This is a genomic window from Variovorax sp. PDC80, from assembly GCF_900115375.1.
In the GTDB taxonomy this organism is placed as follows: Bacteria; Pseudomonadota; Gammaproteobacteria; order Burkholderiales; family Burkholderiaceae_C; genus Variovorax.
In genome coordinates this window covers 45,185-72,156 of the sequence record NZ_FOWG01000017.1, presented here as the reverse complement: position 1 = coordinate 72,156, position 26,972 = coordinate 45,185, and the positions used below count along the sequence as shown (strand labels likewise).

Genomic DNA, 26,972 nt, shown 5'->3' with positions numbered 1-26,972 from the left:
CCCTCGGGGTGCACACATCGCGCACGCACAACCCAGGGGACTCCACACATGACCACAGCGTCCAAAGGCGCGGCCACCACCGCCTCCAGTTCCAAGTTCGCCACCGTCCTGCGCGTGACCGGCGGCAACTTCATGGAGATGTTCGACTTCTTCCTGTTCGGCTTCTACGCCACGCAGATCTCGAAGGCCTTCTTCCCGGCCGGCGACGAGTTCGCCTCGCTGATGCTGACCTTCATGACCTTCGGCGCCGGCTTCCTGATGCGGCCGCTGGGCGCGATCTTCCTCGGCGCCTACGTCGACCGCGTGGGCCGCCGCAAGGGCCTGATCGTCACGCTCGCGCTGATGGCGCTGGGCACGCTGCTGATCGCCTGCGTGCCGTCCTACGCCACCATCGGCTTCGCGGCGCCGCTGCTGGTGCTGATCGGGCGCCTGCTGCAGGGCTTCTCGGCCGGCGTGGAGCTCGGCGGCGTGTCGGTCTACCTGTCGGAGATGGCCACGCCGGGCCGCAAGGGCTTCTACGTGAGCTGGCAGTCGGCCAGCCAGCAGGTCGCCATCGTGGTGGCGGCCGCGCTCGGCTACTGGCTCAACGTGACTTTCAGCGCGCAGGAGATCGGCGACTTCTACTGGCGCGTGCCCTTCTTCGTCGGCTGCCTGATCGTACCGGTGCTGTTCGTGATCCGCCGCTCGCTGCAGGAGACCGAGGAGTTCATGGCGCGCAAGCACCGCCCCGACGCGCGCGAGATCTTCCGCTCGATGGTCGCCAACTGGGGCCTGGTGATCGCCGGGATGATGCTGGTGTCGATGACCACCGTGTCCTTCTACCTGATCACGGTCTACACGCCGACCTTCGGCAAGGCCGTGCTGCACCTGAGCACCACCGACGCGCTGGTCGTCACGCTGTGCGTGGCCATCTCCAACTTCATCTGGCTGCCGATCATGGGCGCGCTGTCGGACCGCGTGGGTCGCAAGCCCCTGTTGATCGCGTTCACCGTGCTGACCATCCTCACGGCCTATCCGTCGCTCAAGTGGCTGGTCGGCGCGCCGAGCTTCGCGCGCATGCTCGAGGTCGAGCTGTGGCTCTCGTTCCTCTACGCGAGCTACAACGGTGCGATGGTGGTGGCGCTGACCGAGGTGATGCCGGTCAGCGTGCGCACCGCCGGCTTCTCGCTGGCCTACAGCCTCGCGACCGCGCTGTTCGGCGGCTTCACGCCGGCCGTGGCCACCGGCCTGATCGAGATGACCGGCGACAAGGGCGCGCCGGGCCTGTGGATGACGGCCGCCGCGGTCTGCGGGCTGGTGGCGACGCTGGTGCTCTACCGCCGCAACGTGAGCCCGGCCGACGCGCGTCGCGTGCCGGCGGTCTGAGGCACTCGCGCTAGAGGGCCTTGCCCTTTCCGAAATCGCGGAAGTAGGCCTTCAGCAGCCCGACGAAGTCCTCGGCGATGGCCGAGGGCGCCGACTGCGGCGACAGGGCCATCGAGGCCTCGACCGGGCAGCGCGGCCGCAGGGGCAGCACCTTCAGGTCGCGCGCGAACACCGAGGCGACATAGGGATTGACGATGCCGATGCCCGTGCCCTGCGCGGCCATCATGCAGATCGTGACCGAGTAGGTCGTCTCCACCGTCGCCGCCGCCTCCACGCGGTGCTGTTGCAGGGTGCCGAGGAACTGCTGGTGGATCTCGTCGTCGGCATTGAGGGTGAGCAGCACCTGGTCCTTCAGGTCGCGCACGTGCAGGCTGGCGCGGCTCGCGAGCGGATGGCCCGGATGCAGCACGCACACCGCGTCGCTGCGGTGCAGCGGCACGGCCTCGATCTGCGGGTCGCTGATCCCCGAGGTGGTCAGCGCGACGTCGTACAGGCCGTAGAGCAGCCCTTCGCGCAGCGCGTGCGAGCCGACGGTCTGCAGGTTCACGTGCACCTGCGGGTAGCGCCGCGAGAAGGCGTGAATGACCGGCGGCATGACGCTCAGGCCCAGCGCCGGCGTGCAGCCCACGCGCAGCGAGCCCGCGCCCGACTTGCGCATGACGGCCACGCTCTGCTCGATGCGGTCGAGCCCGAGGAAATGACGCTGCACCGTCTCGAACAGCTGCCGCGCCTCGTGCGTGGGCCGCAGCCGCCCCTTGTGGATGTCGAACAGCTTGAGCTGCGTGGCGCTCTGGATCTGCGCGAGCAGGCGGCTCACCGAGGGCTGCGTGGTGTGGAGCATGGCCGCGGCCGCCGTGGTGGTGCCGGTCTGCATGACCGCGCGGAAGGCCTCGATCTGGCGGAAGTTCAATGGTCGCGACATGCAAGGACTCCTGGGACGGCGCCGTGGGCGCGTTCGCGAGGGCATATCTTTTCTGCATAGCCCGGCGACAAGATTGAATTTTCCAGAATGATGCCGCGTTCCTAGACTGCGCCCATTCCCACCATTCATCGCGCCCCACGCGGCGCGCAGCAAGGAACACGCATGACACAGCAATGGCCGCGCCGGGCCGTCGGCCTCGGCCTTCTCGCAGCCGCCCTCGGCCTCGCCGCGGCGGCATCGCAGGCCGCGGAGCCGAAGACCTATCCGGACCAGATGATCCGGCTCGTGGTGCCCTTCACCGCCGGCGGCAGTTCCGACGTGCAGGCCCGCATGCTCGCCGACCGCCTGGGCAAGCTCTACAAGCAGCCGGTGGTGGTCGAGAACCGACCCGGCGCCGGCGGCCACATCGGCGGCAAGTTCGTGGCCGATGCGCCGGCCGACGGCTACACGCTGCTGCTCGGATCGGTCGGACTGCACGCGACCTATGGCGTCTTCAAGAAACTCAGCTACGACCCCGCGAAGGACCTGAAGGTGATCACGGTGCTGGCCGAGATGCCGCACGTGGTGGTGGCCACGCCCTCCCTGCCCGCGGGCGACCTGAAGCAGCTGGTGGCGCTGGCGCGCAAGGCGCCCGACACCCTCAACTTCGGCTCCGCGGGCGTGGGCTCGTCGGTGCACATGATCGGCGAGCTGTTCCGGATCACCGCCGACGCGCCGATCGTGCACGTGCCCTACAAGGGCAGCTCGGCCGCGCTGAACGACCTGCTGGCCGGCCAGATCCAGCTGATGTTCGAGAACCCGCCGACCACCCTGGCCCACATCCGCGGCGGCAAGCTCAAGGCCCTGGCCGTGACGGGCAAGACCCGCCTGCCGGCCCTGCCCGAGGTGCCGACCGCGATCGAGGCCGGCTTCCCGGCCTTCGAGGCCACCTCGTGGACCACGGTGGCGGCCAGCGCCAGGCTGCCGGACGCCATCGCCGACAGGCTCAACGCGGACATCCGCCGCATCGTCTCGTCGAGCGAGTTCGCCCAGGGGCTGGCCGAGCAGGGCATGACCCCGGTGGCCAGCACGCGCGAGGCCGCGACCCGCTTCGTCGCGGCCGAGAAGCTGCGCTGGGACAAGGTGATCCAGCAAGGCCGCATCGCCGCGGAATGAGGACGCGATGACCGATCCGCTTTTCACGGGCTTCGCACCCGCCGCTTGCCGCCGCGTCGGAACGGACGATGGCCGGCACCACTTCTTCGGCTACTACGACAAGAGCGCCTGGGACCGCAGCGGGCGCTACCTGCTGGCGCAGCAGGTGCCCTGGATGGACACCGAATTGCGGCCGGACTCCAGCGCCCGCATCGGCTGCTTCGACCTGCAGGACGGCGACCGTTTCCATGTGCTCGGCGAGACCACGGCCTGGAACTGGCAGATGGGCAGCCAGCTGCAATGGCTGGACGGGGCACCGGGCCGCCAACTGATCTACAACTGCCGCACGGACGATGCCGGCGCCTTCTATCCGGGCTTCGGGTCCACGATCGTCGACCTCGACAGCGGCGCCCGGCGCGTGCTGCCGATGCCCGTCTACGTGGTCGCGCCCGACAGCCGCTACGCCCTGAGCGTGGACTACCGGCGCCTGTACGTCACGCACCGGACCATTGGCTACAGCGAGGCCGGCGGCCCCTTCGAGCTGCCGCTCGCGCCGGAGAGCGACGGCATCCATGCGATCGACCTGGCCACGGGCGGCACGCGGCTGGTCCTGAGCTACCAGGACCTGCGCCGCTTCCATCCGCGCGCCTCGATGGACCGGGCGATCCACTGGGTCAGCCACATCGAGATCAACCCGTCGTCCTCGCGCGTGCTGTTCCTGCACCGCTGGACCGAGCGCGTCGAGGACGAGACCTGCTTCCTGCACCGGCTGCTCACGATGAACCCCGACGGCTCCGACCTGCGCCTGCTCGAGTGCTCGGACCATCCGCTGCCGCAGCTCGCGCGGGACTTCGACCCCGATGCCGTCGGCACCTTCGACTACGAGAAGTCCGAATACCAGATCTCGCACCCGCTGTGGCGCGACGACGAGCACATCGTCGTCTGGAGCCCGCACGCGGGCAGGATCCGCTACCACCTGTACCACGACAGCGTCGGCGGCGCGGTCGAGGCCATCGGCGAAGGCGTGCTGGTGGAGAACGGCCACATGAGCTTCTCGCCCGTGAACCGGCGCTGGCTGCTGAGCGACACCTACCCCGATGCGCGCACGCACGAGCGCGTGCTGTTCCTGTTCGACATGCAGACCGGCCGGCGCCATGCGCTGGGCAGCTTCTACGCCACGCCCGCGCTGGGCAAGGAGAACCGCTGCGACCTGCATCCGCGCTGGAGCCGCGATGGGCGACAGGTCTGCATCGACTCGGTGCACGAGTCGCAGCGGCAGATGTACCTCCTCGACGTGTCGGGGATCGTGCAGGCCGGCTGACGCGGAACCGGCGGCCTCGGACCTGGTACGAAGGGCCCTGCGACAATCGCCCGATGCCCTTCGCCCCCCTGCAAAACGACACCTTCCTGCGAGCCTGCTGGCGCCAGGCCACCGACCACACGCCCGTCTGGCTGATGCGCCAGGCCGGCCGCTACCTGCCCGAGTACGTCGCCACCCGCGCACAGGCGGGCAGCTTCATGGGACTGGCCACCAACGTCGACTACGCGACCGAGGTCACGCTGCAACCGCTGGCGCGCTATCCGCTCGACGCGGCGATCCTGTTCTCCGACATCCTCACCGTGCCCGACGCGATGGGCCTGGGCCTCTCGTTCGAGGCGGGCGAGGGCCCGCGCTTCGCGCGCCCGCTGCGCGACGAGGCCGCGGTGGCCGCGCTCGAAGTGCCCGACATGGACAAGCTGCGCTACGTCTTCGACGCCGTGGCCTCGATCCGCAAGGCGCTCGACGGCCGCGTGCCGCTGATCGGCTTCTCGGGCAGCCCCTGGACGCTGGCCTGCTACATGGTCGAGGGCGCGGGCTCGAGCGACTACCGGCTCGTGAAGAGCATGCTCTACGGCCGCCCCGACCTGATGCACCGCGTGCTCGCGGTCAATGCCGATGCCGTGGCCGCCTACCTCAATGCCCAGATCGACGCCGGCGCGCAGGCCGTGATGGTGTTCGACAGCTGGGGCGGCGTGCTGGCCGACGGCGCGTTCCAGGAATTCAGCCTGGCCTACACCGCGCGCGTGCTCGCGGGCCTCAAGCGCCACGGCCCCGACGGCCAGCCGGTGCCGCGCATCGTCTTCACCAAGGGCGGCGGGCTCTGGCTGGAAGACATGCGCGCGCTCGACTGCCAGGTGCTGGGCGTGGACTGGACCGTGAACCTCGGCGCCGCGCGCCGCCGCGTGGCCGAGGGCAGCGACGGCCAGGCCAAGGCGCTGCAGGGCAACATCGACCCCAACGTGCTGTTCGCGCCGCCCGCGCGCATCGAGGCCGAGGTGGCGAAGGTGCTGCAGGCCTTCGGCGCGCCGCACAGCGACCGCGCGACGGCCGGGCCGACCCACATCTTCAACCTGGGCCACGGCATCAGCCAGTTCACGCCGCCCGAGCACGTGTCGGCGCTGGTGCAGGCGGTGCACACCCAATCGCGCCAGCTGCGGCAGCCGGCCTGACACGGCCCGCGGGCCGCCGGCCGCAGCCGCCCGCCGGCATGGCGGATGTGGAAAAGAAGATGGCCAAAATGCGGCGCCGCGGCTTTGTCAAGGCCCAAAACGGGCTTCGGCGACCGACTTATGCACAAAACGCGTGTTGCAGTGCGCAAGATTGCGTTAGGCGGTCCTGGCACCGCTACCAAAGCAATAGCGAAGCTAAGTCGTTGATTTATATGGAGTTTGAACTTTGCCCTTTTTGCGGGCAATCCAGCCAGAGCCTTGATTTTCAAGGCTTGGCGGCGAGTCCAGCCCGGTTTTCAACAAAGTTATCCACAGAAACTCTGGACGGGCCGCAAAGCACTGAAAAATCAATGACTTAAGTGACTTTGCTCAACACTGCTTTAACAAACCCTGCCAACGAGGACACCATCCCTAACCGGCCCATTCCCTCCGAAGACCTGCTCGGCGAGCCGACGAACGGCAGTCCGGGGACGTCCGGCGCCGCCCTGCCCTGGCGCATCGACGTGGCGGTGCAGACGCCCGCGCACAGCGCGCTGGGCGACGTGCTGAGCTACGGCGGCGACGCGCCGCTGCCGGCCGGCACGCTGGTGCGGGTGCCGCTGGGCCGGCGCGAGGTGCTCGGGGTGGTCTGGCATGCCGAGGCACGGACGGCCGAGGAGCTGGCCGCGCCCGACCTGGCGCTCAAGCCGGTGGCCGCCGCGCTCGACGCGCTCGCGCCGCTGGGCCCGGCCTGGCGCGACCTGGTGGCCTTCGCCGGGCGCTACTACCAGCGCTCGATCGGCGAGATCGCGCTGGCCGCGCTGCCGCCGCAACTGCGCGACCTGAGCACGGTGCAACTCGCGCGCCGGCTCAAGCGCAAGGCGGCCGACGACGAGGCCGCGGCCGACACCGGCACGCCCTCCCCGGTCGAGCCCAGCCCCGAGCAGGCCGCCGCGCTCGCGCGCATCGAGGCCGAGGAAGGCCCGTTCCTGCTGGCCGGCAGCACCGGCAGCGGCAAGACCGAGGTCTACCTGCGCTGCGTGGCCGCGCTGCTCGCGCGCTCGCCCGAGGCGCAGGCGCTGGTGATGGTGCCCGAGATCAACCTCACGCCGCAGCTCGAGGCCCGCTTCAAGGCGCGCTTCGGCGCGCAGGCGGTGGTGTCGCTGCACAGCGGCATGACGAACCCGCAGCGCCTCGCGAGCTGGCTGGCCGCGCATGCGGGCGCCGCGCGCATCGTGCTGGGCACGCGCATGGCGGTGTTCGCCTCGATGCCGGGCCTGGCGCTGATCGTGGTCGACGAGGAGCACGACCCCAGCTACAAGCAGCAGGAAGGCGCGCGCTATTCGGCGCGCGACCTCGCCGTGTGGCGCGGCCACCGCGAGAAGGCCAAGGTGATCCTGGGTTCGGCCACGCCCTCGCTCGAGAGCTGGCACCAGAGCCGCCCGCCGGCCGACGGCGACCCCGGCGGGCGCTACGTGCGGCTGGCCATGCCCTCGCGCATCGGCGCGGGCGAGCTGCCCACGGTGCGGCTGGTCGACATGACGCTGCAGCCCGCGAAGACCGTGCTGTCGGCCAAGCTGCTCGATGCCATCGGCCAGCGCATCGCGCGCGGCGAGCAGAGCATGATCTTCCTCAACCGGCGCGGCTATGCGCCGGTGCTGGCCTGCGGCGACTGCGGCTGGAAGAGCGAGTGCCCGCACTGCAGCGCCTACCGCGTGTTCCACAAGATCGACCGCACGCTGCGCTGCCACCACTGCGGCCACACCGAACGCGTGCCGCGTGCCTGCCCGGTCTGCGGCAACCTCGACATCGCGCCCGTGGGCCGCGGCACCGAGCGGCTCGAGGAGCACCTGGCCGAGCTGTTCTCGGCGGTGAAGCGGCCCGACGGCAGCGCGGTGAGCATCGCGCGCATCGACGCCGACAGCACCAAGAAGCAGGGCGCGCTCGAGTCGCAGCTCGCGGCCGTGCACGCGGGCGAGGTCGACGTGCTGGTCGGCACGCAGATGATCGCCAAGGGCCACGACTTCCGCCGCATCACGCTGGTGGCCGCGGTGAACCCCGACGGCGCGCTGTTCTCGAGCGACTTCCGCGCGCCCGAGCGGCTGTTCAGCCTGCTGATGCAGTCGGCCGGCCGCGCGGGCCGCGATGCCGCCTACTTGGCCACGCAGGGCAGCACGGCCGAGATGTGGATCCAGACGCACCACGCGGAGCATCCGCTGTTCCAGGCGCTGCGCCGGCACGACTACCCGGCCTTCGCGGCGCAGCAGCTCGAGGAGCGGCAGGCCGCCGCGATGCCGCCCTTCGCCTACCAGGCGCTGGTGCGCGCCGATGCGCGCACGCAGGAGGCGGCGCAGGCCTTTCTCAATGCGGCGAGCGCCGCGGCCGATGGACTGGAAGGTGCGGCGCAGGTGATGCGCTATCCGGCCGTGCCGCTGGCGATCCAGCGCGTGGCCAACGTGGAGCGCGCGCAGATGCTGCTGGAGAGCCATTCGCGCGCCGCGCTGCAGCGCATGCTCGCGCTGTGGCAGCCGCAGCTGCATGCGTTGCGGCGCACGCCCGAGGGCAAGGGCGTGATCCGCTGGCTGATCGACGTCGATCCGCAGGGGATCTGAACCTCGTCGCCACGAGCCCGCGCTCAGTGCAGGCTCATCGGCTCCTTGCCCATCTCGACGTAGCGCAGTTTGCGGTCCGCATGGCGCCGCCGCGCGACGCTGCCGGGCCAGGCGAACACCACCAGGCTCAGCGCGCCAAGCGCCAGCGCCGAGGCGGTGCCGAGCTTGCCCGCATGCCAGAGCCAGGCCGCGCCGGCGAGCCACGCCAGCCATAAAAGAATTCGGAACAGTGTTGCCATCATCGTGCGAGCTCCCATGCCATCTTCCGGTCTGCGGCCCACTTTAGCAGCGGACATGTGAACTCAAGCATTCATCCGAAGTGGTATCGGATAGCTATGTCTTACGGCCGGCACGGTGCAGGGGAAAAATTCTGCAAAAGGGGTTGACGCCACGCGCGCGCCGCTGCAAAAGACTCCGTGGAGGAGTCCGCAACGGGGCGACCCTCCGGGCCCTCCGCGCCCTTCCAGCCCGCTCTCCTGAAGGCAAAGGTCGCTCGTGAAACCGCTCCATTTCGCAAGTGGGATTCTGTCTTTCGCGGCCTCCGCTTGGGCCTGCTTCCTGGTGCTCGCACCCGTCGCCACGCACGCCGCCGAGATCGAGCGCCAGGGCCGGCTGCTGCTGGTCTCGGGCATGCTCGACGGCAGCGAGATCGCCAGCTTCATCGACCACCTCAGCAGCGGCACGGTACGCACCGTGGTGCTGGAAGATTCCTTCGGCGGCACCGCCGAAGCCGCCGGTGCCTTCGCCGACGCGATCCGCGCGAGCGGCGTCGAGACCGAGGTGCGCGGCCAGTGCATGGCGGCCTGCGCCTACGCCTTCCTGGCGGGCAAGACGCACCGCTTCGGCGACGGTTTCCAGGTCAACGGCCTGATGCTGCCGGTGGCGGCGCGGCCCACCGCCGCCGAGCTCGCGGTGCGCTGGCGCGACGACGCGCACCGGACGCTGGCCGACTTCACGCCCGGCGCCGCGGCGGCGCCCAAAGTGATCGAGGCCTCGGCCGACGGTCGCGGCGCGCACGACAACTGGCAGCCCGAGCATGGCGTGCTGTTCACCGCCAGCCCCTCGCTGTTCGGCCGCATCTACAACGCCTTCTATTGCGACGGCACGCAGGGCCGCGATTTCTCGAAGTGCGAGCGCCTGCCCGATGCCGATCCGTTCAAGCTCGGCGTGCTGACGCCGTAGCAAGCTTCACTTCAGCAAGCCCACCGCCAGCGGAAAGCTGAAGAAGGCCGCCACCGTCGTCCACAGGATGATGCGCGCGATGCGCCCGTTGTCGGCGCCGAAGCGCTCGGCCAGCATCGACACGTTGCTCGCGCTCGGCAGCGCCGCCACCAGCACGATCGCCACCAGCGCCGGCCATGACAGCGGCAGGCCCAGCGCGATCGCCGCGAGCCCCAGCCCCCACACCAGCAGCGGGTGCGCGAGCAGCTTCACCAGCACCACCGGCAGCACGTCGGCCAGCGGCGCCTTCGGCAGGGGCCGCGCGCCGCTGCCCATGGCCTGGGCCACGGCCGCGCTCGCGCCGTGCTCGCGCGCCACCAGCGCCGAGCGCGCGAGCACCGCGCCGATGGTGAACAGGGCCACCGGCGAGGCGGCGTCGGCCAGCATCGCCACGGTGCGCTCCACCGGGCCCGGCAGCTTCCAGCGCGCGGCCGACAGCAGCACGCCGAGCAGGATCGACCACGGCATCGGATTGACCAGGATGCCGCGCAGCGCCTGGCGCGCGGCCTGCCGCGGCCCGTGGTGCGCCCCACTCCCGCTGGCGCCGTCGAGCCGCGACAGCGCGATGCACAGCGAGGAGGTGACCACGAGGTCGAAGGCGATGGTGATGATCATCGGCCCGGCCGCCTGCGCCCCGAGGATGGCCACCAGCAGCGGCACGCCCATGAAGCCGGTGTTCGGGAACGCCGCCACCAGCGCGCCGAAGGCGGCGTCGTTCCAGCCGATGCGCGCATTGCGCGTGAACGCCACCACGCCGCCCACCACCGCGAGTGCGCTCAGGCCCCAGACCAGCGCGACGCTGCCGTCGAGCAGCTGCCCGATCGGCGTGCCGGCGCCGAAGCGCAGCAGCATGCAGGGCAGCGCGAAGTAGAGGACGAAGGTGTTGAGGCCGGGGATCGCATCGAGCGGGAGGATGCGGGCACGGGCGGCGCCGTAGCCGGCGGCGATCAACGCGAAGAAGGGAAAGGTAACGAGAAAGACGGGCAGCACGGCTCGATTGTCGCCGCCGGCCCCGGCCCTTCGCAGCAGCCTGCCGATGCCCCTTTACGGTGCGTTTACCGCGCTTCCCACATCGCGGTATCGGCCGACGCCGCGGCCCCTGCGGCCCCCGTATCATTGCCCGCTTTCGCGCCCGCCGCGCCCTGCGGCCCCTGTCGGCTCCCCTCCCCCTTTCCATGTCTCACGGTCTCAACCTCGCGCAACAAGAAGCGGTCAACTACATGCACGGCCCCTGCCTCGTGCTGGCGGGCGCGGGCTCGGGCAAGACGCGGGTGATCACGCACAAGATCGCGCGCCTGATCCAGGCCGGGCTCGAGCCCAAGCGGATCGCGGCCATCACCTTCACCAACAAGGCGGCGGCCGAGATGCGCGAGCGCGCCAAGGGGCTGATCGGGCGCGATGCCAAGAAGGTGGTGATCTGCACCTTCCACGCGCTGGGCGTGCGCATGATGCGCGAGGACGGCGCGGTGCTGGGCCTGAAGTCGCAGTTCAGCATCCTCGATGCCGACGACGTGACCAAGATCCTCAAGGACGCGGGCGGCACCAGCGACCTGGCGACCGCGCGCATCTGGCAGTGGACCATCAGCAAGTGGAAGAACATGGGCCTGAACGCGGCCCAGGCCGAGGCCATCGCGGCCGACGACAACGAGCGCATCACGGCCACCATCATGGCGCGCTACGAGGAACGCCTGACCGCCTACCAGAGCGTGGACTTCGACGACCTGATCGGCATGCCGCTCAAGCTGCTGCGCGACTTCGAGGAGGTGCGCAGCAAGTGGCAGTCCACGCTGGGCCACATCCTGGTCGATGAATACCAGGACACCAACGCCACCCAGTACGAGGTGCTCAAGGCGCTGTCGGGCACGCGCGGCCACTTCACCGCGGTGGGCGACGACGACCAGTCGATCTACGGCTGGCGCGGCGCCACGCTCGACAACCTGCGCAAGCTGCCGGTCGACTACCCCACGCTCAAGGTCATCAAGCTCGAGCAGAACTACCGCTCGACCAGCGCCATCCTGCGCGCGGCCAACAACGTGATCGGCCCCAATCCCAAGCTGTTCCCGAAGACGCTGTTCTCCGAACTCGGCGAAGGCGAGCCGGTGCGCGTGGTCGACTGCGACAGCGAGATGCACGAGGCCGAGCGCACCGTGGCGCGCCTCGTGAGCCTGCGCGAGACCTCGAGCCACAAGGAGTTCCGCGACTTCGCGATCCTCTACCGCGCCAACCACCAGGCGCGCGTGTTCGAGCAGGCGCTGCGGCGCGCGCAGGTGCCCTACAAGGTCTCGGGCGGCCAGAGCTTCTTCGACCGCGCCGAGATCAAGGACCTCTGCGGCTGGTTCCGCCTGTGGGTCAACAACGACGACGATCCCGCGTTCCTGCGCGCCATCACCACGCCCAAGCGCGGCATCGGCCACACCACGCTGGCGGCGCTGGGCACCTTCGGCAGCCAGTACAAGCTGAGCCTGTTCGAGGCGCTGTTCTCCTCCTCGCTGCCCAGCGTGATGCCCAAGCGCGCGCTCGAAAGCCTGCACGAGTTCGGCCGCTACATCAACGACCTCGAATACCGCGCGCGCCAGACCATGGGCGCCGAGAACGCGCGGGCCTTCCTCGACACCTGGCTCAAGGAGATCGAGTACGAGAAGCACATCTACGACGGCGAGGACAGCGAGCAGGCCGCGGCCTCGCGCTGGACCAACGTGATGGAGTTCTGCGACTGGATGGCGCAGCGCTGCGGCGGCGAGCTCGACGACGCGGCCGGCGTCAACAACACCAGCGAGCCCAAGAGCCTGCTCGAGGTGGCGCAGACGATCTCGCTGCTGTCGACCATCAGCGAGCGCGAGCAGGACCAGAACGTGGTCACGCTCTCGACGCTGCACGCCTCCAAGGGCCTCGAGTGGCCGCACGTGATGCTGATCGGCTGCAACGAGGGCCTGCTGCCCTTCAAGCTCGACGACGACGACGGCCGCCAGCAGCAGGTCAGCGAGAGCACGCTCGAGCGGCTGCAGGAAGAGCGCCGGCTGATGTACGTGGGCATCACGCGCGCGCAGCGCAGCCTCGCGGTGAGCTGGACCAAGCGCCGCAAGAAGGGCCGCGAGATGGTGCTCGCGCAGCCCAGCCGCTTCATCGCCGAGATGGCGCTCGACAAGAGCACCACGCGCGAGGACCCGCGCGAGAAGCTCAAGGCCCTGCGCGCCGAGTTCGCGCGCAAGGCCCAGGAAGGCGCGGCCGCCGCGGCGGCTTCGTCGGCCGCGCCATGAAGCGCTTCGCTCGAGGCCTGGCCCTCGCGACCCTCGGCCTGCTGGCTTCGGCCGGCGCGCTCGCGCAGGGCAGCAGCTGCCCCGACAGCGTGCAGGACCTGCCGCCCGAGGCGCTCTACGGGCGCTGGGAGGCGCGCTTCGACGGCCTGCCGGCCGTGGCCGTCGTGCAGCTGGCCCGCCATCCCGAATACGCCGGCGTGCGCGGCACCATCGCGCGCCCCGCCGCCACCGGCCGGCCGGCCGCGGTATCGCAACTGGCGGGCGACATCGGCGACGACGGCACGCTGGCCATCGACGAATCGCTCGACGGCCGCAGCATCAGCGGCGTCTGGGTCGGCGCGATGGCGCCCGGCGGCTGCGGCCGCGAATTCCGCGGCACCTGGCGCGATGCCACCGATGAGAGCACGCATCCCTTCGTGCTGACGAAGAAGGAAGGGTCAGGGAAATGAACACCACCATGCAAGGCCGCCTGCGCGCGGTGCTGGCCACCGCGGCGCTGCTGCTGACCGGCGCCGCGCAGGCGCAGGCCGTCGACCAGCCCAAGAGCCCGCTGGCCGACAACCAGCTCACCTGGCAGAGCTGCGCCGCGCTCGGCACCGACAACGCCGCGCGGCTGGCCTGCTACGACCGCTGGTCACAGCAGCAGACGCTGCCCTCGGTGTCGGTGCCGGTCGCGCCGCCGGTGCTCGCCAACACCCAGCCCGCGCCGCCGGTCGACGGCTCGATCCCGGCCACGCGCGTGGTCTCGGTCGCCACCACCGAGGGCTGCCGCGACCGCCAGTACTCGGCGCTGTCGCGCTTCTGGGAACTCGAGAACGCCACCGACTGCGGCACCTTCGGCTTCCGCGGCTACCGGCCGCTCAACGTCTCGGTCTCGGCCGCCACCCACAAGCCCGACACGCCGACCTCGCCGTCGCCGGACCACACCGGCGACCCGGTGGCCTACCAGGCCAACGAGATGCGCATCGGCCTGTCGGTGCGCACCAAGCTCGCGCAGGGCCTGCTGACGCAGAACGACCCGATCAAGAAGGACTCGCTGTGGTTCGCCTACACGCAGCAGTCGACCTGGCAGCTGTTCAACGGCGCGATCTCGCGGCCCTTCCGCACCACCGACCACGAGCCCGAGCTGATGTATGTCTACCCGACCGACTTCAAGCTGCCGGGCGGCTGGCGCTGGCGCTACACCGGGCTGGGCATCGTGCACCAGTCGAACGGCCAGAGCCTGCCGCTGTCGCGCAGCTGGAACCGCGTCTACCTGATGGGCGGCGCCGAGCTCGACGACCGCTTCAGCATCACGGGCCGGATCTGGAAGCGCATGTCGGAGAACCCGACCAAGGACGACAACCCCGACATCGCCGACTACATCGGCCGCGCCGAAGTCACCGGCCGCTGGAACCTCGACCGCAACAACACGCTGGGCATCACGGTGCGCAACAACCTGCGCGACAGCGGCCGCGGCTCGGTGCGGCTCGAATGGCTCAAGGCGATCGGCGACCCGACCAAGAGCAACCTGCGCTTCCACACGCAGCTGTTCCACGGCTATGGCGACACGCTGGTGGACTACAACCGCAAGCGCACGGTGTTGAGCATCGGCCTGAGCCTGGTCGACTTCTGATGTCCGCGAACCCACGGAGACCTTTTCCATGAGCACCGAACTGTCCCCCGTCGACGCCACGCAGCGCGAGATCATCGCGGCACTGTCCGTCGCCCCCGTGTTCGACGCCGCCGCCGAGCTCGAGCGCCGCGTCGAGTTCCTCGCCGCCTACCTGCGCCGCACCGGTCTGTCGACCTACGTGCTGGGCATCAGCGGCGGCGTGGATTCGCTGACCGCCGGCTGCCTCGCGCAGCGCGCGGTCGAGCGGCTGCGCGCCGAGGGCCGCGAAGCCACCTTCATCGCGATGCGGCTGCCCTACGGCGTGCAGAAGGACGAGGCCGAGGCGCAGGCCTCGCTGGCCGTGATCCGGCCCGACCGCCTGCTGACGGTGGACGTGCGGCCCGCGGCCGATGCGATGCTCGCGGCGCTCAAGGCCGGCGACCTGGCCTTCCGCGACGCGGCGCACGAGGACTTCGTGCTCGGCAACATCAAGGCGCGCCAGCGCATGATCGCGCAGTTCGCGGTGGCGGGCGCGCACAACGGCATCGTGATCGGCACCGACCACGCGGCCGAGGCGCTGATGGGCTTCTTCACCAAGTTCGGCGACGGCGCGGCCGACATCACGCCGCTGACCGGCCTCAACAAGCGCCGCGTGCGCGCGGTGGCGCAGCTGCTCGGCGCGCCCGATGCGCTGGTCTACAAGGTGCCCACGGCCGACCTCGAGTCGCTGGTGCCGGGCAAGCCCGACGAGGACGCCTTCGGCGTGACCTACGAGCAGATCGACGACTTCCTCGAGGGCAAGCCGGTGTCGGCCGCGGCGCGCGAGGTCATCCTGTCGACGCACCGCAAGAGCGCGCACAAGCGCGCGCTGCCGGTCGAGCCGCCGGCGGCCTGAGCTACGGCCCGGGCCGCGCCGGCGACTGCGCGCGGAACTCGCGCGGCGTCAGCCCCATGTGCTGCCGGAAGCGCCGGCTGAAATAGACCGCGTCGGCGAAGCCGCATTGCCGCGCGATGTCGGCGATGCGGCCGTCCGAGGCCAGCAGCAGCTCGCGCGCGCGTTCCAGCCGCCGCTCGGTCACGAGTTCGGTGAAGGTGCGCTGGGTCTGCTTCTTCAGCAGGTGCGCGAGGTAGTTCGGCGACAGCATCGCGGCCGCGGCCGCGTCGTTGAGCGACATCTCCTCGCCCAGGTGCTCGCGCACGTAGTGCAGCACGCGCTGCAGCGCATCGCGCCGCGAGCTGTGGCCGCGGTGGCGCGCCGCCTGCTCGTGCAGCGCCGCCTCGTGCCTTCGGCAGGCCAGCGAGAGCAGCTGCAGCAGGATGCCGCGGATCGCGCCGCCGGCCGCGAAGCGCCCTTCGCGGTTGAGCGCCGACAGCTCCTCGAGCCAGCCGAGGATGCGCGCGAAGTCCTCGGCCTCGAAATGGAAGTCCACGTACTCCTGGAACAGGAAGGGCGCGAGCTCGGGATGGCGCGCGATCGGCACCTCCTCGAGATCGAGCGGCTCGACCGCCAGCTCGGGCCAGAGGAAGGACTGGTCGAAGTTGACGATGGCGTAGCGCGCGCCCGGCGGATGCGGCACCACGTGCAACCGGTACGGCAGCACGAAGCTCAGGCAACCCGCGCCGAAGGGCCGCGCGGCGCCGCCGATCAATTGCTGCGACTCGCCCTCGATGCCGACCTGGATCTGGAAGTACTCGTGGCGGTGCGGGCGCGCGAGCACGTCGCGCGCGCCCTCGAAGCGGATGTCGAAATCGAGGTGGTCGGCGCGCTCCTGCATGCCGTAGAGGCGATGGCTCGAGGTCGAAGCGGGCATCGCGCGATGGTACGCCCGGGCCCCGGGTGTTGCCTGCGTCCTGCTTTTGCGTAGATGCGTGCGCAAGCGCGCGCACGCGCTCTCCCAGAATCGTCTGGCTACTACCGAAGGAGACCCCTGCATGAGCAATTCCTCCCGCCGCGGCCTGCTGGCCGGCGCCGCCATGGCCACCGGCGCCATCGCCGGCTGCGCGCTGCCCGCGGGCGCCGCGCGCAATGCGAAGACGCCGTTCGACGTGCCCGCCGCGACCATCCCGATCGCCGGCAGTGATCAGGTGTTCCCGGTGCGCCGCATCTACTGCATCGGCCGCAACTACGCCGCGCATGCGCGCGAGATGGGCTCCGACCCGACGCGCGAGCCGCCCTTCTTCTTCCAGAAGCCGGCCGACGCGGTGCAGGTGGTGCTGCCCGGCACCGTGGCCGACCACCCCTATCCCACGCTGACGAAGAACTACCACTACGAGGCCGAGCTCGTGGTGGCGCTCGGCAAGGGCGGGCGCGACGTGTCGATCGACGATGCGCTGGGCCTGGTCTACGGCTACTCGCTGGGCCTGGACATGACGCGGCGCGACCTGCAGCGCGGCATGGGCGACCAGAAGAAGCCCTGGGAGATCGGCAAGAGCTTCGACCATTCGGCGCCCGTGGGCCCGATCCATCCGGTGGCGCAGGTCGGCCACTTCAGCGACGGCGCGATCTGGCTCAAGGTCAACGGCGAGACGAAGCAGAGCGCCACGCTCAAGCACATGATCTGGTCGGTGGCCGAGCAGATCAGCCGGCTGTCGCAGGCCTTCGAGCTGCAGCCCGGCGACATCATCTACGCGGGCACGCCCGAGAACGTGGGCCCGGTGGTGCGCGGCGACCTGATCGAGATCCACATCGACGGGCTGCCGAACCTGTCGGTCAAGGTGGTCTGAAGCCATGAAGAACACACGCATCCTCTGCACGGTCCTGCTGGCCGGCCTCGCGCTCGGCGCCCAGGCCGCGGGCATGAAGGTCACCTCGAGCGCTTTCGCCGACGGCGCGACCATTCCGAAGATCCACGCGGGCGACGCACCGGGCTGCGGCGGCCAGGGCGTGTCGCCGCCCGTGGCCTGGAGCGACCTGCCCGCGGGCACGCGCTCGGTCGCGGTGCTGATGAGCGATCCCGATGGCGGCAAGGGCCTCGGCGTCTCGCACTGGGTGGCTTACAACATCCCGGCCGCCAAGGGCCAGCTGCGGCAGGGCGAGGGCCAGACCGCGAACGCCGGCTTCACCGTCGGCAAGAACGTGGCCGGCGCCCTCGCCTACCGCGGCATGTGCCCGCCGGCCGGCGACCTGCCGCACCACTACGTGCTGACGGTGATCGCCACCGAGGCCGAACCCGGCTCGCTGCCCGAGGGCCTGACGCGCGACGAACTGCTGGCGGCGCTCAAGGGCCGCACGCTGATGGGACAGAGCGTGGTGGGCCTCTACGGGCAGTGAGCGACGGGGCGCGACTCAGCTGCTCTGCCGCACCACCAGTTCGAAGCCCAGGTCCACGGTGCGCCGCGCGTCGGCCACGGGCTCGTCGCGCATCAGCGCGAGCAGCATGCCGGCCGCGCGCTCGCCGATCTCGCGGCGCGGCGTGCGCACGGTGGTCAGCGGCGGCAGCATCTGGTCGCTGCCGCCGAGGTCGTTGAAGCCCGCGATCGCCACGCGCTGCGGCACCGGCACGCCGGTGCGCAGCGCGGCCAGCAGCCCGCCCTGGGCCAGGTCGTCGTTGCAATAGAAGATCGCGTCGAGGTCGGGATGGCGCGCCAGCAGTTCCTCGAACTGGCGCCCGCCGAGCGCGAGCGAGGTGGGCCCGGGCGTCAGCAGCTCGAGCGCCGGATCGTGGCAGCCGGCCGCGCGCAGCGCCTCGCGATAGCCGGCCAGGCGCTGCAGCACGCGCGGATCGAGCTGGCCCGCGGCATAGGCGATGCGGCGGCGGCCGCGCGCGAGCAGGTGCTCGACGATGGCGCGACCCGCGTCCTGCTGCGAGAAGCCCACGCTGTGGATGCCGGGCGCCTCCGAAGTCTCCATCAGGTGCACGCAGGGCGCGTCGCTGGCCTCGAGCAGGCGCGTGGCGCTCGCGCTGCGGTCGAAGCCGGTCAGCAAAAGGCCCGCGGGCCGCTGCGAGAGGTAGCTGCGCAGCAGCGCCTCCTCCTGCGCGGGGTCGTAGTGGGTCACGCCGATCAGCGACTGGAAGCCGTGCGGCGCCAGCGTGTCTTGCACTGCCTCGAGCAGCTCCACGAACAGCTGGTTGGTCAGCGACGGGATCAGCACCGCCACATGCGAGCTGCGCGCCGAGGCCAGCGCGCGCGCCGCCACGTTGGGCACGTAGCCGAGCTCGTCGACCGCGGCCTGCACCCGCGCCTTCAGGTCGGGCGCCACGTTGCGCGCGCCGCGCAGCGCGCGCGACACGGTGATCGGGCTCACGCCCGAGACGCGCGCCACGTCGTCGAGGGTCACGCGGCTGGAAGAACGGGAGCGCGGGCGCTCGAGGGCATCGGCCATGGCGAAATCTAGGGTTACTACCGATCCGGGATTGGACAGCGCTGTCCTAGGATAGCGCTGTCCCGGCCCTTGCCGCCTCGGAAAAACCCGAGGATGCTTCAGAGGCTGGTTTTTTTGGGTTGTGCAGGATAGCGCTATCCCGACCCTGCCGGCCGCCTTTGCAGCGCCCGGCTTCAGGAGACAGACATGTTCGGAATGAGCAAAGAGGTGTTCCTGCTCGTCGACGCCCTGGTGGCGATCCTCGGGCTCATCCTTCTGATCACGCGCTGGCGCGTGCACCCCTTCATCGCGCTGACCCTCGCCGCGGGCTTCCTCGGCCTGACCTCGGGCATGCCGGTGGACCTGGTGATGAAGTCCTTCCAGGACGGCTTCGGCGGCGTGCTGGGCTTCGTGGGCATCGTGCTCGGCCTGGGCACCATGCTCGGCAAGATGATGGCCGAGTCGGGCGGCGCCGACCGCATCGCGCGCACGCTGATCGACGCCTTCGGCAAGGAGCGCGTGCACTGGGCGATGATGTTCGCGGCCTTCCTGGTCGGCATCCCGCTGTTCTTCGAGATCGGCTTCGTGCTGCTGATCCCGCTGGTGTTCATCGTGGCGCGGCGCACCGGCGTGTCGCTGATCCGCATCGGCATTCCGCTGCTGGCGGGCCTGTCGGTGGTGCACGGCCTGGTGCCGCCGCATCCGGGGCCGCTGCTGGCCATCGGCGTGTTCGGCGCCGACATCGGCAAGACCATCTTCTACGGCCTGATCGTCGGCCTGCCCACCGCGATGATCGCGGGCCCGATCTTCGGCAAGTTCATCTCGAAGTACGTGCCCGGCGAGGCCTCGCCCGAGCTGCTCGAGCAGCTGGCGCGCGAGCCCGAGGCGCGCGAGCTGCCGGGCTTCGGCGTCACGCTGCTGACGGTGCTGCTGCCCGTGGGCCTGATGCTGCTGAAGACCTTCGCCGACGTGGCGCTCGACGAGAAGAACATCGTGCGCCAGTGGATGGACTTCATCGGCCACCCGATCACCGCGCTGCTGGCGGCGCTGCTGCTGTCGCTCTACACCTTCGGCTTCGCGCGCGGCTTCACGAGCAAGCAGATCATGAAGTTCGTCGACGACAGCCTGGCGCCCACGGCCGCCATCGTGCTGATCATCGGCGCGGGCGGCGGCTTCAAGCAGATGCTGGTGGCCAGCGGCGTGGGCAACGCGATCGGCCACATGGCGCTGAACGCGCAGGTCTCGCCGATCCTGCTGGCCTGGCTGGTCGCGGGCCTGATCCGCATCGCCACCGGCTCGGCCACGGTCGCCACCATCACGGGCGCGGGCATCGTCGCGCCGCTGGCCACCATGGTGCCGGGCGTGAACCGGGAGCTGCTGGTGCTGGCCACGGGCGCGGGCTCGCTGATCCTGTCGCACGTCAACGACGCGGGCTTCTGGCTGGTCAAGCAGTACTTCAACATGACGGTGGCCGAGACCTTCAAGACCTGGACCGTGATGGAAACGCTGATCTCGGTCGTGGCCATCGTCTTCATCATGCTGCTGAGCATGGTGGTCTGAGGAGGAAGCACCCATGGGCCGCACCGTCATCGGCGTCGACATCGGAACCACCAGCACCAAGGCCGTGGCCTTCACGCCCGCGGGGCGCGTGCTGGCCCATCACGCGGTCGGCTACCCGCTGCTGCAGCCCGAGGCCGGCGCCGCCGAGCAGGATCCCGAGCAGATCTTCCAGGCCGTGCTCGCGGCCATCGCGGGCTGCGTGCAGGAGAGCAAGGCCGCGCCCGCCGACGTGCTCGCCGTGTCCTTCAGCGCGGCCATGCACAGCCTGATCCTGGTCGACGGCGCGGGCGCGCCGCTCACGCCCAGCATCACCTGGGCCGACCAGCGCGCCGCGCCCTGGGCCGAGCGCATCCGCGACGAATGGGACGGGCTGGCGATCTACCGCCGCACCGGCACGCCGATCCATCCGATGTCGCCGCTGGCCAAGCTGGTGTGGCTGCGCCACGAGCGCGCCGAGCTGTTCGCGCGCGCCGAGCGCTTCGTCGGCATCAAGGAGTACGTGTTCTTCCGGCTGTTCGGCCAGTGGCAGGTCGACCACTCGATCGCCTCGGCCACGGGCCTGTTCAACATCGAGCGGCTGGCCTGGGACGAGGGCGCGCTCGAACTGGCCGGCGTGCGCGCCGAGCAGCTCTCGCGCCCGGTGCCCACCACCTGGCACATCGAGGGCCTGGCGGCCGACGTGGCGGCGAAGCTCGGCCTGGCCGAGCACACGCCCTTCGTGATCGGCGCCAACGACGGCGTGCTGTCGAACCTCGGCGTCAACGCGGTCTCGCCCGGCGAGGTGGCCGTGACCATCGGCACCAGCGGCGCGATGCGCACCGTGGTCGACCATCCGATGACCGACCCCGAGGGCCGCACCTTCTGCTATGCGCTGGCCGAGCGGCGCTGGGTGGTGGGCGGTCCGGTGAACAACGGCGGCATCATCCTGCGCTGGGTGCGCGACGAGTTCGCCGCGGCCGAGGCCGAGACCGCCAAGCGCCTGGGCATCGACACCTACGAGGTGCTCACGCGCATCGCCGAGCGCGTGTCGGCCGGCAGCGAGGGGCTGGTGTTCCATCCCTTCCTCACCGGCGAGCGCGCGCCCTACTGGAACGCCAACCTGCGCGGCTCCTTCTTCGGCCTGGGCATCCACCACCGCAAGGAGCACATGATCCGCGCGGTGCTCGAGGGCGTGATCTTCAACCTGCACAGCATCCTGCCGGCGGTCGAGGCGATCGCCGGCCGCAGCGCCCACATCAAGGCCACCGGCGGCTTCGCGCGCTCGGGCATGTGGCGCCAGATGATGGCCGACGTGTTCGACCGCGAGGTGGTGGTGCCCGAGAGCTTCGAGAGCTCCTGCCTCGGCGCCGCGGTACTGGGCCTCTATGCGCTGGGCCATGTCGATTCGCTCGACGTGGTGGCGGGCATGGTGGGCGCCACGCACCGCCACACGCCCAATGCGAAGAACGCCGCGCTCTACCGGCAGCTGCTGCCGGTGTACCTCTCGCTGCCGCGCAAGCTCGGCGAGGAATACCGGCTGCTGGCCGCGTTCCAGCAGCAGACGGCCGCGCCGCCGCCGCCGCGCCGCGGTTGACGCGGCCCCACCCTCGAACGTCCGTTGGAGATTCGGTCTTGCTGAACACGATCCCCCCGGCCTCCGCCTCCCGCGCCCACACGCCCAGCGCGCCGCGCCCCAAGCTGCCACTGCCTGCGGTGGCACCGCGCCCGCGCGGCGGCGCGCGCGCCCGCGCACTCGATGCGCGGCGCAACGCGGCCGCCGCCGCGCCCGAGCCGGCCGACACGCGCGTCACCCTCCACTGCGAAAGCTCGCCCACCTCGTCGGCCCGCGGCCAGGAAACGAACTGCCTGCACGAGCACGAACTGCACCTGATCGGCGCCGCGCCCGCGCGCCTGCGCGTGGGCCAGGGCCTCGACGAGGAAACCCATCGCTTCGCGCCCGGCAGCCTGGTGCTGCTGGGGCCGCGGCTGCCGCACAGCCTGGCCTTCGAGCACCATCCGCTGCACGGCGGCGGCAATGCCGGCGGCCTGGTGCTGCGCTTCGGCGACGAGCCGCTGCGCCGCGGCATGGAGCTGTTTCCCGAACTGCGCGACGCGGCGCCGCTGCTGGCGCGCGCGCGCCAGGGCGTGCATTTCGTGGGCCTGGGCGAAGGCATCGTCTCGCGGCTGCGGCGCATCGAGATGCTGCAGGGCCTGGCGCGCTTCGCCGAGTTCACCGTGCTGCTCAACGAGCTCTCGCAGTGGTCCGAGTACCGGCTGCTGGCCGACGCCGCCTTCACCGACGATTCGCTCGGCGAGCATGGTGCCGCGCTGCGCATCCACAAGGCGCTCGACCACATCCGCGACAACTATGCCGAGGGGCTGTCGCTGGCCGAGGTGGGTGCCATCGTCGGCATGCGCGAGAACGCCTTCTCGCGCAGCTTCCGCCGCGCCACCGGCCAGACCTTCACCGACTTCGTGATCGGCCTGCGCGTGGCGCGCGCCTGCCGCCTGCTGGCCTCCACGCGCCAGCATGTGAGCAGCATCTGCTACGAGGTGGGCTTCAACAACATCTCGAACTTCAATCGGCATTTCCGCCGCATCAAGGGCATGACGCCCGGCGAGTTCCGCGCCGCGGCGCGCAGCTGAGGAAGATTCGTCGCCCACGGCCTACAGACAGGGCCCGCCGATCGGATCAAGGTCGGGCCATGACACATCCGATCGAACTCATCGTGGACGAGCCGGCACCCGGATCCTTTGTCTGGCGCCTGCTCGAGACCGACGACAGCGGGGGTCATCCCCGCGTGCTGCGCAGCGCCTTCGACCCTGCCGACAGCTACGAAGTGGCGCTCGCGACCGGCGAGCGCGCACTGCACAGCGAAATACGCCAGCGCGCGGCCACCGCGGCCTGAGCGCGCTGCGGCTTCTCTCTTCCTGGATCGGCGGACGCGCGCGGCCCGCGGCGCAGGGCTGTGCCGCGCCGGCTCGCGATCGCACCCCGCCCGCTGTCGGCATCGGATGACATGGCCGCGCGCCGTGTGACCGCGCGACAGCCCCGGCTCGCACCGTACGGTGGTCCCCAGACATCGGCACTTCGCCGGTCGATCCCCCGCTTTTTTTCTTCCATCCCTTTCGTCTTGAAGGAGACCTCCATGACCGCCACCACCACCGACCAAAGCAAGCTCTGGGACCTGATCAAGGACACGCGCTACGGCATGCTCACGCACCGCCACAGCGACGGCCAGCTGCACAGCCACCCGCTGACCACGCAGAACAAGGACGGCGACGAGGCCGGCACGCTCTATTTCTTCGTGCCGAAGAACGGCGACATCGCGCGCCATGTCGCGAGCGACCCGGTCGTGAACATCGCCTATGCCAACACCGACAGCGACAGCTACGTGTCGATCTCGGGCCGCGCCGAACTGCGCGAGGACGCCGCCAAGAAGCGCGCGCTGTTCAGCAAGATGGTCGAGGCCTGGTTCCCGAAGGGCGTGGACGATCCCAACCTCGGCCTGCTGGCCGTGAACGTGGTCGAGGCCGAGTATTGGGACGTGGACGACAGCAAGATGGTCCAGCTCTACAAGATGGCCAAGGCCGCCCTCACCGGCGAGCCGCCGAAGAACCTCGGCGAGCACAAGAAGGTCGCGGTCTGAGGGCAGCCGGAGCGATGACAGAGGCAACGACCGCACAAGCCGCCGGCACGCCCGGCGCCACGGCCCCCTCGCCGGCACCGCATCGCTGGCAGTTCATGCGCGCCGGCGGCGTCGACCAGGTGGTGTTCCGCAGCGGCGAGGACATCGCGCGCATCGCCGAGCTCGACCAGAAGCTCTGGGTCGCGCTGGCCTGCCCCACGCGCGGCATCGACTTCGATCCGCGCACGCTGGATTTGATCGACACCGACCGTGACGGGCGCGTGCGCCCGCCCGAGGTGATCGCGGCCTGCCAGTGGGCCTGCGAGCGGCTGCGCAGCGCCGACGTGCTGCTCTCGGGCGGCGGCACGCTGTCGCTCGACGACCTCGATGACGCGAAGGCGCCCGGTGCCGAACTCGCGAAGGAGGGGCGGCGCATCCTCGACCTGCTCGGCCGGGAAGACACGAACACGCTCACGCTGGCCGACATCTCCGACCGCGGCGAATGGCTGGCCGCGATGCGCTTCAACGGCGACGGCGTGGTGACGCCCGAGACCGCCGAGGACGAGGCGCTGCGCGCGACCATCGCCGAGGCGATGCGCAGCCACGGCAGCACGCCCGACCGCCACAAGCAGACCGCCGGCATCGACCGCGCGCGCGCCGAAGCCTTCATGGCCGACGCGGCCGCCATGCGCGACTGGTACGCCAAGGGCGCCGATGCCGCGCTGCTGGCGCTCGGCGACCGCACGCTGGCCGCGGCCGAGGCGATGCGCAAGGTGGCGGCCAAGATCGACGATTTCTTCGCGCGCTGCCGCGTGGCCGCCTACGACGTGCAGGCCGTGACGGCGCTCAACCCCTCCGCCGAGGCCTACGACGCGCTCGCTGGCCACACGCTCGATGCCAACGCGCATCCGATCGCCGAGCTGCCGCTGGCGCCGATCACGCCGCACCGTTCGCTGCCGCTGCGCGGCACCAGCCTCAACCCGGCCTGGTCCGAGGCCATCGCGGCCTTCGCGCGCGACGCGGTCGCGCCGCTGCTCGGCGCGCGCGACACGCTCGAGGACGACGAATGGCAGGCGCTGCGCCAGCAGCTAGGCGCCTGCGAGGGCTGGATCGCATCGCGGCCGGCCAACGCGCTCGCGAGCCTGTCGCACGAACGCATCGAGGCGCTGCTCGCCACGCGCGAGGCGCTGCTGGCGCTGATTGCCGAGGACGAGGCGGCCGAAACCCACAACAAGCTGCTGGTCGATCTCGAGAAGCTGCTGCGGCTGCAGCGCGACCTCAAGCTGCTGCTCGACAACTTCGTCTCGTTCAAGGCCTTCTACCGGCGCGAGGGCGCGATCTTCCAGGCCGGCACGCTCTACCTCGACGGGCGCAGCTGCGAGCTCACGGTGCAGGTGCAGGACACGGCCAAGCACGCGGTGCTCGCGGGCCTCGCGAAGACCTGCCTGGCCTATTGCGACTGCACGCGGCAGGGGCAGAAGATGAGCATCGTCGCGGCCTTCACCGCGGGCGACGTGGACTTCCTGTTCGTCGGGCGCAACGGCGTGTTCTACGACCGCCAGGGCCGCGACTGGGACGCCACCATCACCAAGCTGATCGAGAACCCGACCAGCGTGGCGCAGGCCTTCTTCGCGCCCTACAAGAAGTTCGTCCGCATGATCGAGGAACAGGTGGCCAAGCGCGCGGCCGCGAGCGAGGCCGGTTCGCAGACGGCGCTGCAGTCGCTGGCCGGCAAGGTCGCGACCGCCGACCAGGCCGCGGGCGCCGATCCCGCGAAGGCGCCGGCCAAGCCGCCGCTGCCCGCCACCAGCCGTGTCGATGTCGGCACGGTGGCCGCGATCGGCGTGGCGCTCGGCAGCATCAGCGCGGTGCTGGTCGGCATCTTCGGCAAGTTCATCGACCTGGGGCAGTGGATCCCGGTGGCGCTGGTCGGCATCGTGATCGCGATCTCGGGCCCGAGCATGCTGATCGCCTGGCTCAAGCTGCGCCAGCGCAGCCTGGGGCCGATCCTCGATGCCAGCGGCTGGGCCATCAACGGCCGCATGAAGGTCAACGTGCGGCTCGGCGGCATGCTGTCGCAGACCGCGCACGTGCCGCCGGGCGCGCGGCGGATCGCGCCCGATCCCTACCGCGAGCGGCACGGGCTCACGGGCGCGGTGGCCGCCGTCTGCATCGTCGGCGCGGTGGCGGTGCTGGCCTGGCGCATGGACTGGCTCGACGAGCGGCTGCCGCCGCAGCTGCAGCACGACCCGGCCGCGGCGAGCGCACCGGGCGCCTGAGCGCGCCAATAATCGGGCCATGACCCGGCCCGATGCCGCCCCGCCCTGCTGGCACTACGCGCCGGCGCCGCACGACGGCGTCGAGCTCGCCCACTGGCAGGGCACGCAGGTGCCGCTGCTGCAGCCGCATTTCCATCGCCAGACGCAACTGAGCTTCGTGCTGCGCGGCAGCCGCGTCGTCGAGGCCGGCGGCCAGCGCTTCGAACTGCGGGCCGGCGACTGCCTCGCGATCCCGGCGGGCGTGGCGCATCGCGGCCTCGCGCACACGCACGCGGGCACGGTCTGCCTCAACGTCTACGCGCCGGCCGAGCGCACGGCTGCGGCCTGCGTGCTCGACGGCCAGGCGCTCGATGCGCTCGAATGGCACGAACCGGTGTCGAGGATCGCGCGGCGGCTCGGCCTGGGCCGCGAGGCCTTCACGCGCCGCTTCGCCGCGCAGACCGGGTTGCCGCCGCATGCCTGGCGGCTGGTCGACCGGCTCAACGTCGCGCGCGAACGGCTGCGCGGCGATGCCGAGCTGGCGGATCTCGCGCTCGAGCTGGGCTTCACCGACCAGAGCCACCTGGGCCGCCACTTCCGCCGCGTGTTCGGCGTCTCGCCGGGCCGCTACCGGCGCGGCATGCGGCCTCCCTCACAAACGTCCTAGAT

24 protein-coding genes are annotated in these 26,972 nt (G+C 70.7%); 19 read left to right on the top strand and 5 right to left on the bottom strand.

Annotated features, from left to right (window positions below):
- Nucleotides 1–48: 48 nt before the first annotated feature.
- On the top strand, nt 49–1,365 hold the full coding sequence (locus tag BM109_RS35535) for an MFS transporter (protein WP_093353821.1): 1,317 nt from the start codon (nt 49–51) through the stop codon (nt 1,363–1,365).
- 10 nt (nt 1,366–1,375) lie between these two features.
- Here BM109_RS35535 and BM109_RS35530 read toward each other — a convergent pair whose 3' ends face one another.
- Nucleotides 1,376–2,287, bottom strand: a complete 912-nt coding sequence (locus BM109_RS35530) for a LysR family transcriptional regulator (protein WP_093353819.1) — start codon at nt 2,285–2,287, stop codon at nt 1,376–1,378.
- A gap of 162 nt (nt 2,288–2,449) precedes the next feature.
- Here BM109_RS35530 and BM109_RS35525 point away from each other — a divergent pair, with 162 nt between their 5' ends.
- From BM109_RS35525 to BM109_RS35510, 4 genes are all read left to right on the top strand, one after another.
- On the top strand, nt 2,450–3,442 hold the full coding sequence (locus tag BM109_RS35525; RefSeq protein WP_093353817.1) for a tripartite tricarboxylate transporter substrate binding protein: 993 nt from the start codon (nt 2,450–2,452) through the stop codon (nt 3,440–3,442).
- 7 nt (nt 3,443–3,449) lie between these two features.
- Nucleotides 3,450–4,742 (top strand): hypothetical protein, encoded by a 1,293-nt coding sequence (locus BM109_RS35520; RefSeq protein WP_093353814.1) that lies wholly within the window; start codon nt 3,450–3,452, stop codon nt 4,740–4,742.
- 53 nt (nt 4,743–4,795) lie between these two features.
- Nucleotides 4,796–5,911 (top strand): uroporphyrinogen decarboxylase, encoded by a 1,116-nt coding sequence (gene hemE / locus BM109_RS35515; protein ID WP_093353812.1) that lies wholly within the window; start codon nt 4,796–4,798, stop codon nt 5,909–5,911.
- 485 nt (nt 5,912–6,396) lie between these two features.
- Nucleotides 6,397–8,502 (top strand): primosomal protein N', encoded by a 2,106-nt coding sequence (locus tag BM109_RS35510; protein WP_177239551.1) that lies wholly within the window; start codon nt 6,397–6,399, stop codon nt 8,500–8,502.
- 23 nt (nt 8,503–8,525) lie between these two features.
- Here BM109_RS35510 and BM109_RS35505 read toward each other — a convergent pair whose 3' ends face one another.
- Entirely contained in the window at nt 8,526–8,744 is a 219-nt protein-coding gene (locus BM109_RS35505; protein ID WP_256223000.1) for a hypothetical protein, read from the bottom strand.
- Between the two features lie 319 nt (nt 8,745–9,063).
- On the opposite strand from BM109_RS35505, the gene BM109_RS35500 reads away from it, so the two are divergent.
- Nucleotides 9,064–9,684, top strand: coding sequence for a hypothetical protein (locus BM109_RS35500; protein WP_256222999.1), 621 nt, complete (start codon nt 9,064–9,066; stop codon nt 9,682–9,684).
- 6 nt (nt 9,685–9,690) lie between these two features.
- On the opposite strand, the gene BM109_RS35495 is transcribed toward BM109_RS35500, so the two are convergent.
- Nucleotides 9,691–10,713, bottom strand: coding sequence for an AEC family transporter (locus BM109_RS35495; RefSeq protein WP_093353809.1), 1,023 nt, complete (start codon nt 10,711–10,713; stop codon nt 9,691–9,693).
- Nucleotides 10,714–10,898: 185 nt separating this feature from the next.
- Here BM109_RS35495 and BM109_RS35490 point away from each other — a divergent pair, with 185 nt between their 5' ends.
- The 4 genes from BM109_RS35490 to nadE are packed head-to-tail and all read left to right on the top strand — an operon-like array spanning nt 10,899 to nt 15,469.
- A complete protein-coding gene (locus BM109_RS35490; protein WP_093353807.1) occupies nt 10,899–12,980 on the top strand; it encodes an ATP-dependent helicase in 2,082 nt (693 codons plus the stop codon).
- The gene (locus tag BM109_RS35485) at nt 12,977–13,429 is read left to right on the top strand and encodes a hypothetical protein (RefSeq protein WP_093353805.1); all 453 of its coding nucleotides are present in this window, start codon (nt 12,977–12,979) and stop codon (nt 13,427–13,429) included. The genes BM109_RS35490 and BM109_RS35485 overlap by 4 nt, the downstream gene beginning before the upstream one ends.
- On the top strand, nt 13,426–14,595 hold the full coding sequence (locus tag BM109_RS35480) for a phospholipase A (protein ID WP_093353802.1): 1,170 nt from the start codon (nt 13,426–13,428) through the stop codon (nt 14,593–14,595). The genes BM109_RS35485 and BM109_RS35480 overlap by 4 nt, the downstream gene beginning before the upstream one ends.
- 28 nt (nt 14,596–14,623) lie before the next feature.
- Nucleotides 14,624–15,469, top strand: coding sequence for an ammonia-dependent NAD(+) synthetase (gene nadE, locus BM109_RS35475; protein ID WP_093353800.1), 846 nt, complete (start codon nt 14,624–14,626; stop codon nt 15,467–15,469).
- Nucleotide 15,470: 1 nt separating this feature from the next.
- Here the strand turns inward: nadE and BM109_RS35470 are convergent, their stop codons facing one another.
- On the bottom strand, nt 15,471–16,385 hold the full coding sequence (locus BM109_RS35470) for a helix-turn-helix transcriptional regulator (protein ID WP_256222998.1): 915 nt from the start codon (nt 16,383–16,385) through the stop codon (nt 15,471–15,473).
- 121 nt (nt 16,386–16,506) lie between these two features.
- On the opposite strand from BM109_RS35470, the gene BM109_RS35465 reads away from it, so the two are divergent.
- Together BM109_RS35465 and BM109_RS35460 are read left to right on the top strand one after the other, a co-directional pair.
- On the top strand, nt 16,507–17,298 hold the full coding sequence (locus BM109_RS35465) for a fumarylacetoacetate hydrolase family protein (RefSeq protein WP_057593206.1): 792 nt from the start codon (nt 16,507–16,509) through the stop codon (nt 17,296–17,298).
- 4 nt (nt 17,299–17,302) lie between these two features.
- Nucleotides 17,303–17,845, top strand: a complete 543-nt coding sequence (locus tag BM109_RS35460) for a YbhB/YbcL family Raf kinase inhibitor-like protein (RefSeq protein ID WP_093353797.1) — start codon at nt 17,303–17,305, stop codon at nt 17,843–17,845.
- A gap of 15 nt (nt 17,846–17,860) precedes the next feature.
- Here BM109_RS35460 and BM109_RS35455 read toward each other — a convergent pair whose 3' ends face one another.
- On the bottom strand, nt 17,861–18,898 hold the full coding sequence (locus BM109_RS35455; RefSeq protein WP_093353795.1) for an HTH-type transcriptional regulator GntR: 1,038 nt from the start codon (nt 18,896–18,898) through the stop codon (nt 17,861–17,863).
- 186 nt (nt 18,899–19,084) lie between these two features.
- Here BM109_RS35455 and BM109_RS35450 point away from each other — a divergent pair, with 186 nt between their 5' ends.
- The 7 genes from BM109_RS35450 to BM109_RS35420 all read left to right on the top strand — a co-directional run bounded on the left by BM109_RS35450 (nt 19,085) and on the right by BM109_RS35420 (nt 26,970).
- A complete protein-coding gene (locus tag BM109_RS35450; RefSeq protein ID WP_093353792.1) occupies nt 19,085–20,437 on the top strand; it encodes a GntP family permease in 1,353 nt (450 codons plus the stop codon).
- A 13-nt stretch (nt 20,438–20,450) separates the two neighbouring features.
- Nucleotides 20,451–22,010: a gluconokinase gene (gene gntK, locus BM109_RS35445; protein ID WP_093353790.1), complete on the top strand. Its 1,560-nt coding sequence runs from the start codon at nt 20,451–20,453 to the stop codon at nt 22,008–22,010.
- A gap of 38 nt (nt 22,011–22,048) precedes the next feature.
- A complete protein-coding gene (locus BM109_RS35440; RefSeq protein ID WP_256222996.1) occupies nt 22,049–23,062 on the top strand; it encodes an AraC family transcriptional regulator in 1,014 nt (337 codons plus the stop codon).
- Between the two features lie 59 nt (nt 23,063–23,121).
- Nucleotides 23,122–23,325, top strand: coding sequence for a hypothetical protein (locus tag BM109_RS35435; protein ID WP_093353787.1), 204 nt, complete (start codon nt 23,122–23,124; stop codon nt 23,323–23,325).
- 240 nt (nt 23,326–23,565) lie between these two features.
- Nucleotides 23,566–24,066: a pyridoxamine 5'-phosphate oxidase family protein gene (locus BM109_RS35430; protein ID WP_093353784.1), complete on the top strand. Its 501-nt coding sequence runs from the start codon at nt 23,566–23,568 to the stop codon at nt 24,064–24,066.
- A gap of 14 nt (nt 24,067–24,080) precedes the next feature.
- Nucleotides 24,081–26,324: a hypothetical protein gene (locus BM109_RS35425; RefSeq protein ID WP_256222994.1), complete on the top strand. Its 2,244-nt coding sequence runs from the start codon at nt 24,081–24,083 to the stop codon at nt 26,322–26,324.
- A gap of 19 nt (nt 26,325–26,343) precedes the next feature.
- A complete protein-coding gene (locus tag BM109_RS35420; protein ID WP_143129326.1) occupies nt 26,344–26,970 on the top strand; it encodes a helix-turn-helix domain-containing protein in 627 nt (208 codons plus the stop codon).
- Nucleotides 26,971–26,972: the final 2 nt, after the last annotated feature.

Coding starts and splice junctions, on each gene's coding strand:
- BM109_RS35535 (WP_093353821.1), top strand. CDS start 49: ATGACCACAGCGTCCAAAGGCGCGGCCACCACCGCCTCCAGTTCCAAG.
- BM109_RS35530 (WP_093353819.1), bottom strand. CDS start 2,287: ATGTCGCGACCATTGAACTTCCGCCAGATCGAGGCCTTCCGCGCGGTC.
- BM109_RS35525 (WP_093353817.1), top strand. CDS start 2,450: ATGACACAGCAATGGCCGCGCCGGGCCGTCGGCCTCGGCCTTCTCGCA.
- BM109_RS35520 (WP_093353814.1), top strand. CDS start 3,450: ATGACCGATCCGCTTTTCACGGGCTTCGCACCCGCCGCTTGCCGCCGC.
- hemE (WP_093353812.1), top strand. CDS start 4,796: ATGCCCTTCGCCCCCCTGCAAAACGACACCTTCCTGCGAGCCTGCTGG.
- BM109_RS35505 (WP_256223000.1), bottom strand. CDS start 8,744: ATGATGGCAACACTGTTCCGAATTCTTTTATGGCTGGCGTGGCTCGCC.
- BM109_RS35490 (WP_093353807.1), top strand. CDS start 10,899: ATGTCTCACGGTCTCAACCTCGCGCAACAAGAAGCGGTCAACTACATG.
- BM109_RS35485 (WP_093353805.1), top strand. CDS start 12,977: ATGAAGCGCTTCGCTCGAGGCCTGGCCCTCGCGACCCTCGGCCTGCTG.
- BM109_RS35480 (WP_093353802.1), top strand. CDS start 13,426: ATGAACACCACCATGCAAGGCCGCCTGCGCGCGGTGCTGGCCACCGCG.
- nadE (WP_093353800.1), top strand. CDS start 14,624: ATGAGCACCGAACTGTCCCCCGTCGACGCCACGCAGCGCGAGATCATC.
- BM109_RS35470 (WP_256222998.1), bottom strand. CDS start 16,385: ATGCCCGCTTCGACCTCGAGCCATCGCCTCTACGGCATGCAGGAGCGC.
- BM109_RS35465 (WP_057593206.1), top strand. CDS start 16,507: ATGAGCAATTCCTCCCGCCGCGGCCTGCTGGCCGGCGCCGCCATGGCC.
- BM109_RS35460 (WP_093353797.1), top strand. CDS start 17,303: ATGAAGAACACACGCATCCTCTGCACGGTCCTGCTGGCCGGCCTCGCG.
- BM109_RS35455 (WP_093353795.1), bottom strand. CDS start 18,898: ATGGCCGATGCCCTCGAGCGCCCGCGCTCCCGTTCTTCCAGCCGCGTG.
- BM109_RS35450 (WP_093353792.1), top strand. CDS start 19,085: ATGTTCGGAATGAGCAAAGAGGTGTTCCTGCTCGTCGACGCCCTGGTG.
- gntK (WP_093353790.1), top strand. CDS start 20,451: ATGGGCCGCACCGTCATCGGCGTCGACATCGGAACCACCAGCACCAAG.
- BM109_RS35435 (WP_093353787.1), top strand. CDS start 23,122: ATGACACATCCGATCGAACTCATCGTGGACGAGCCGGCACCCGGATCC.
- BM109_RS35430 (WP_093353784.1), top strand. CDS start 23,566: ATGACCGCCACCACCACCGACCAAAGCAAGCTCTGGGACCTGATCAAG.
- BM109_RS35425 (WP_256222994.1), top strand. CDS start 24,081: ATGACAGAGGCAACGACCGCACAAGCCGCCGGCACGCCCGGCGCCACG.
- BM109_RS35420 (WP_143129326.1), top strand. CDS start 26,344: ATGACCCGGCCCGATGCCGCCCCGCCCTGCTGGCACTACGCGCCGGCG.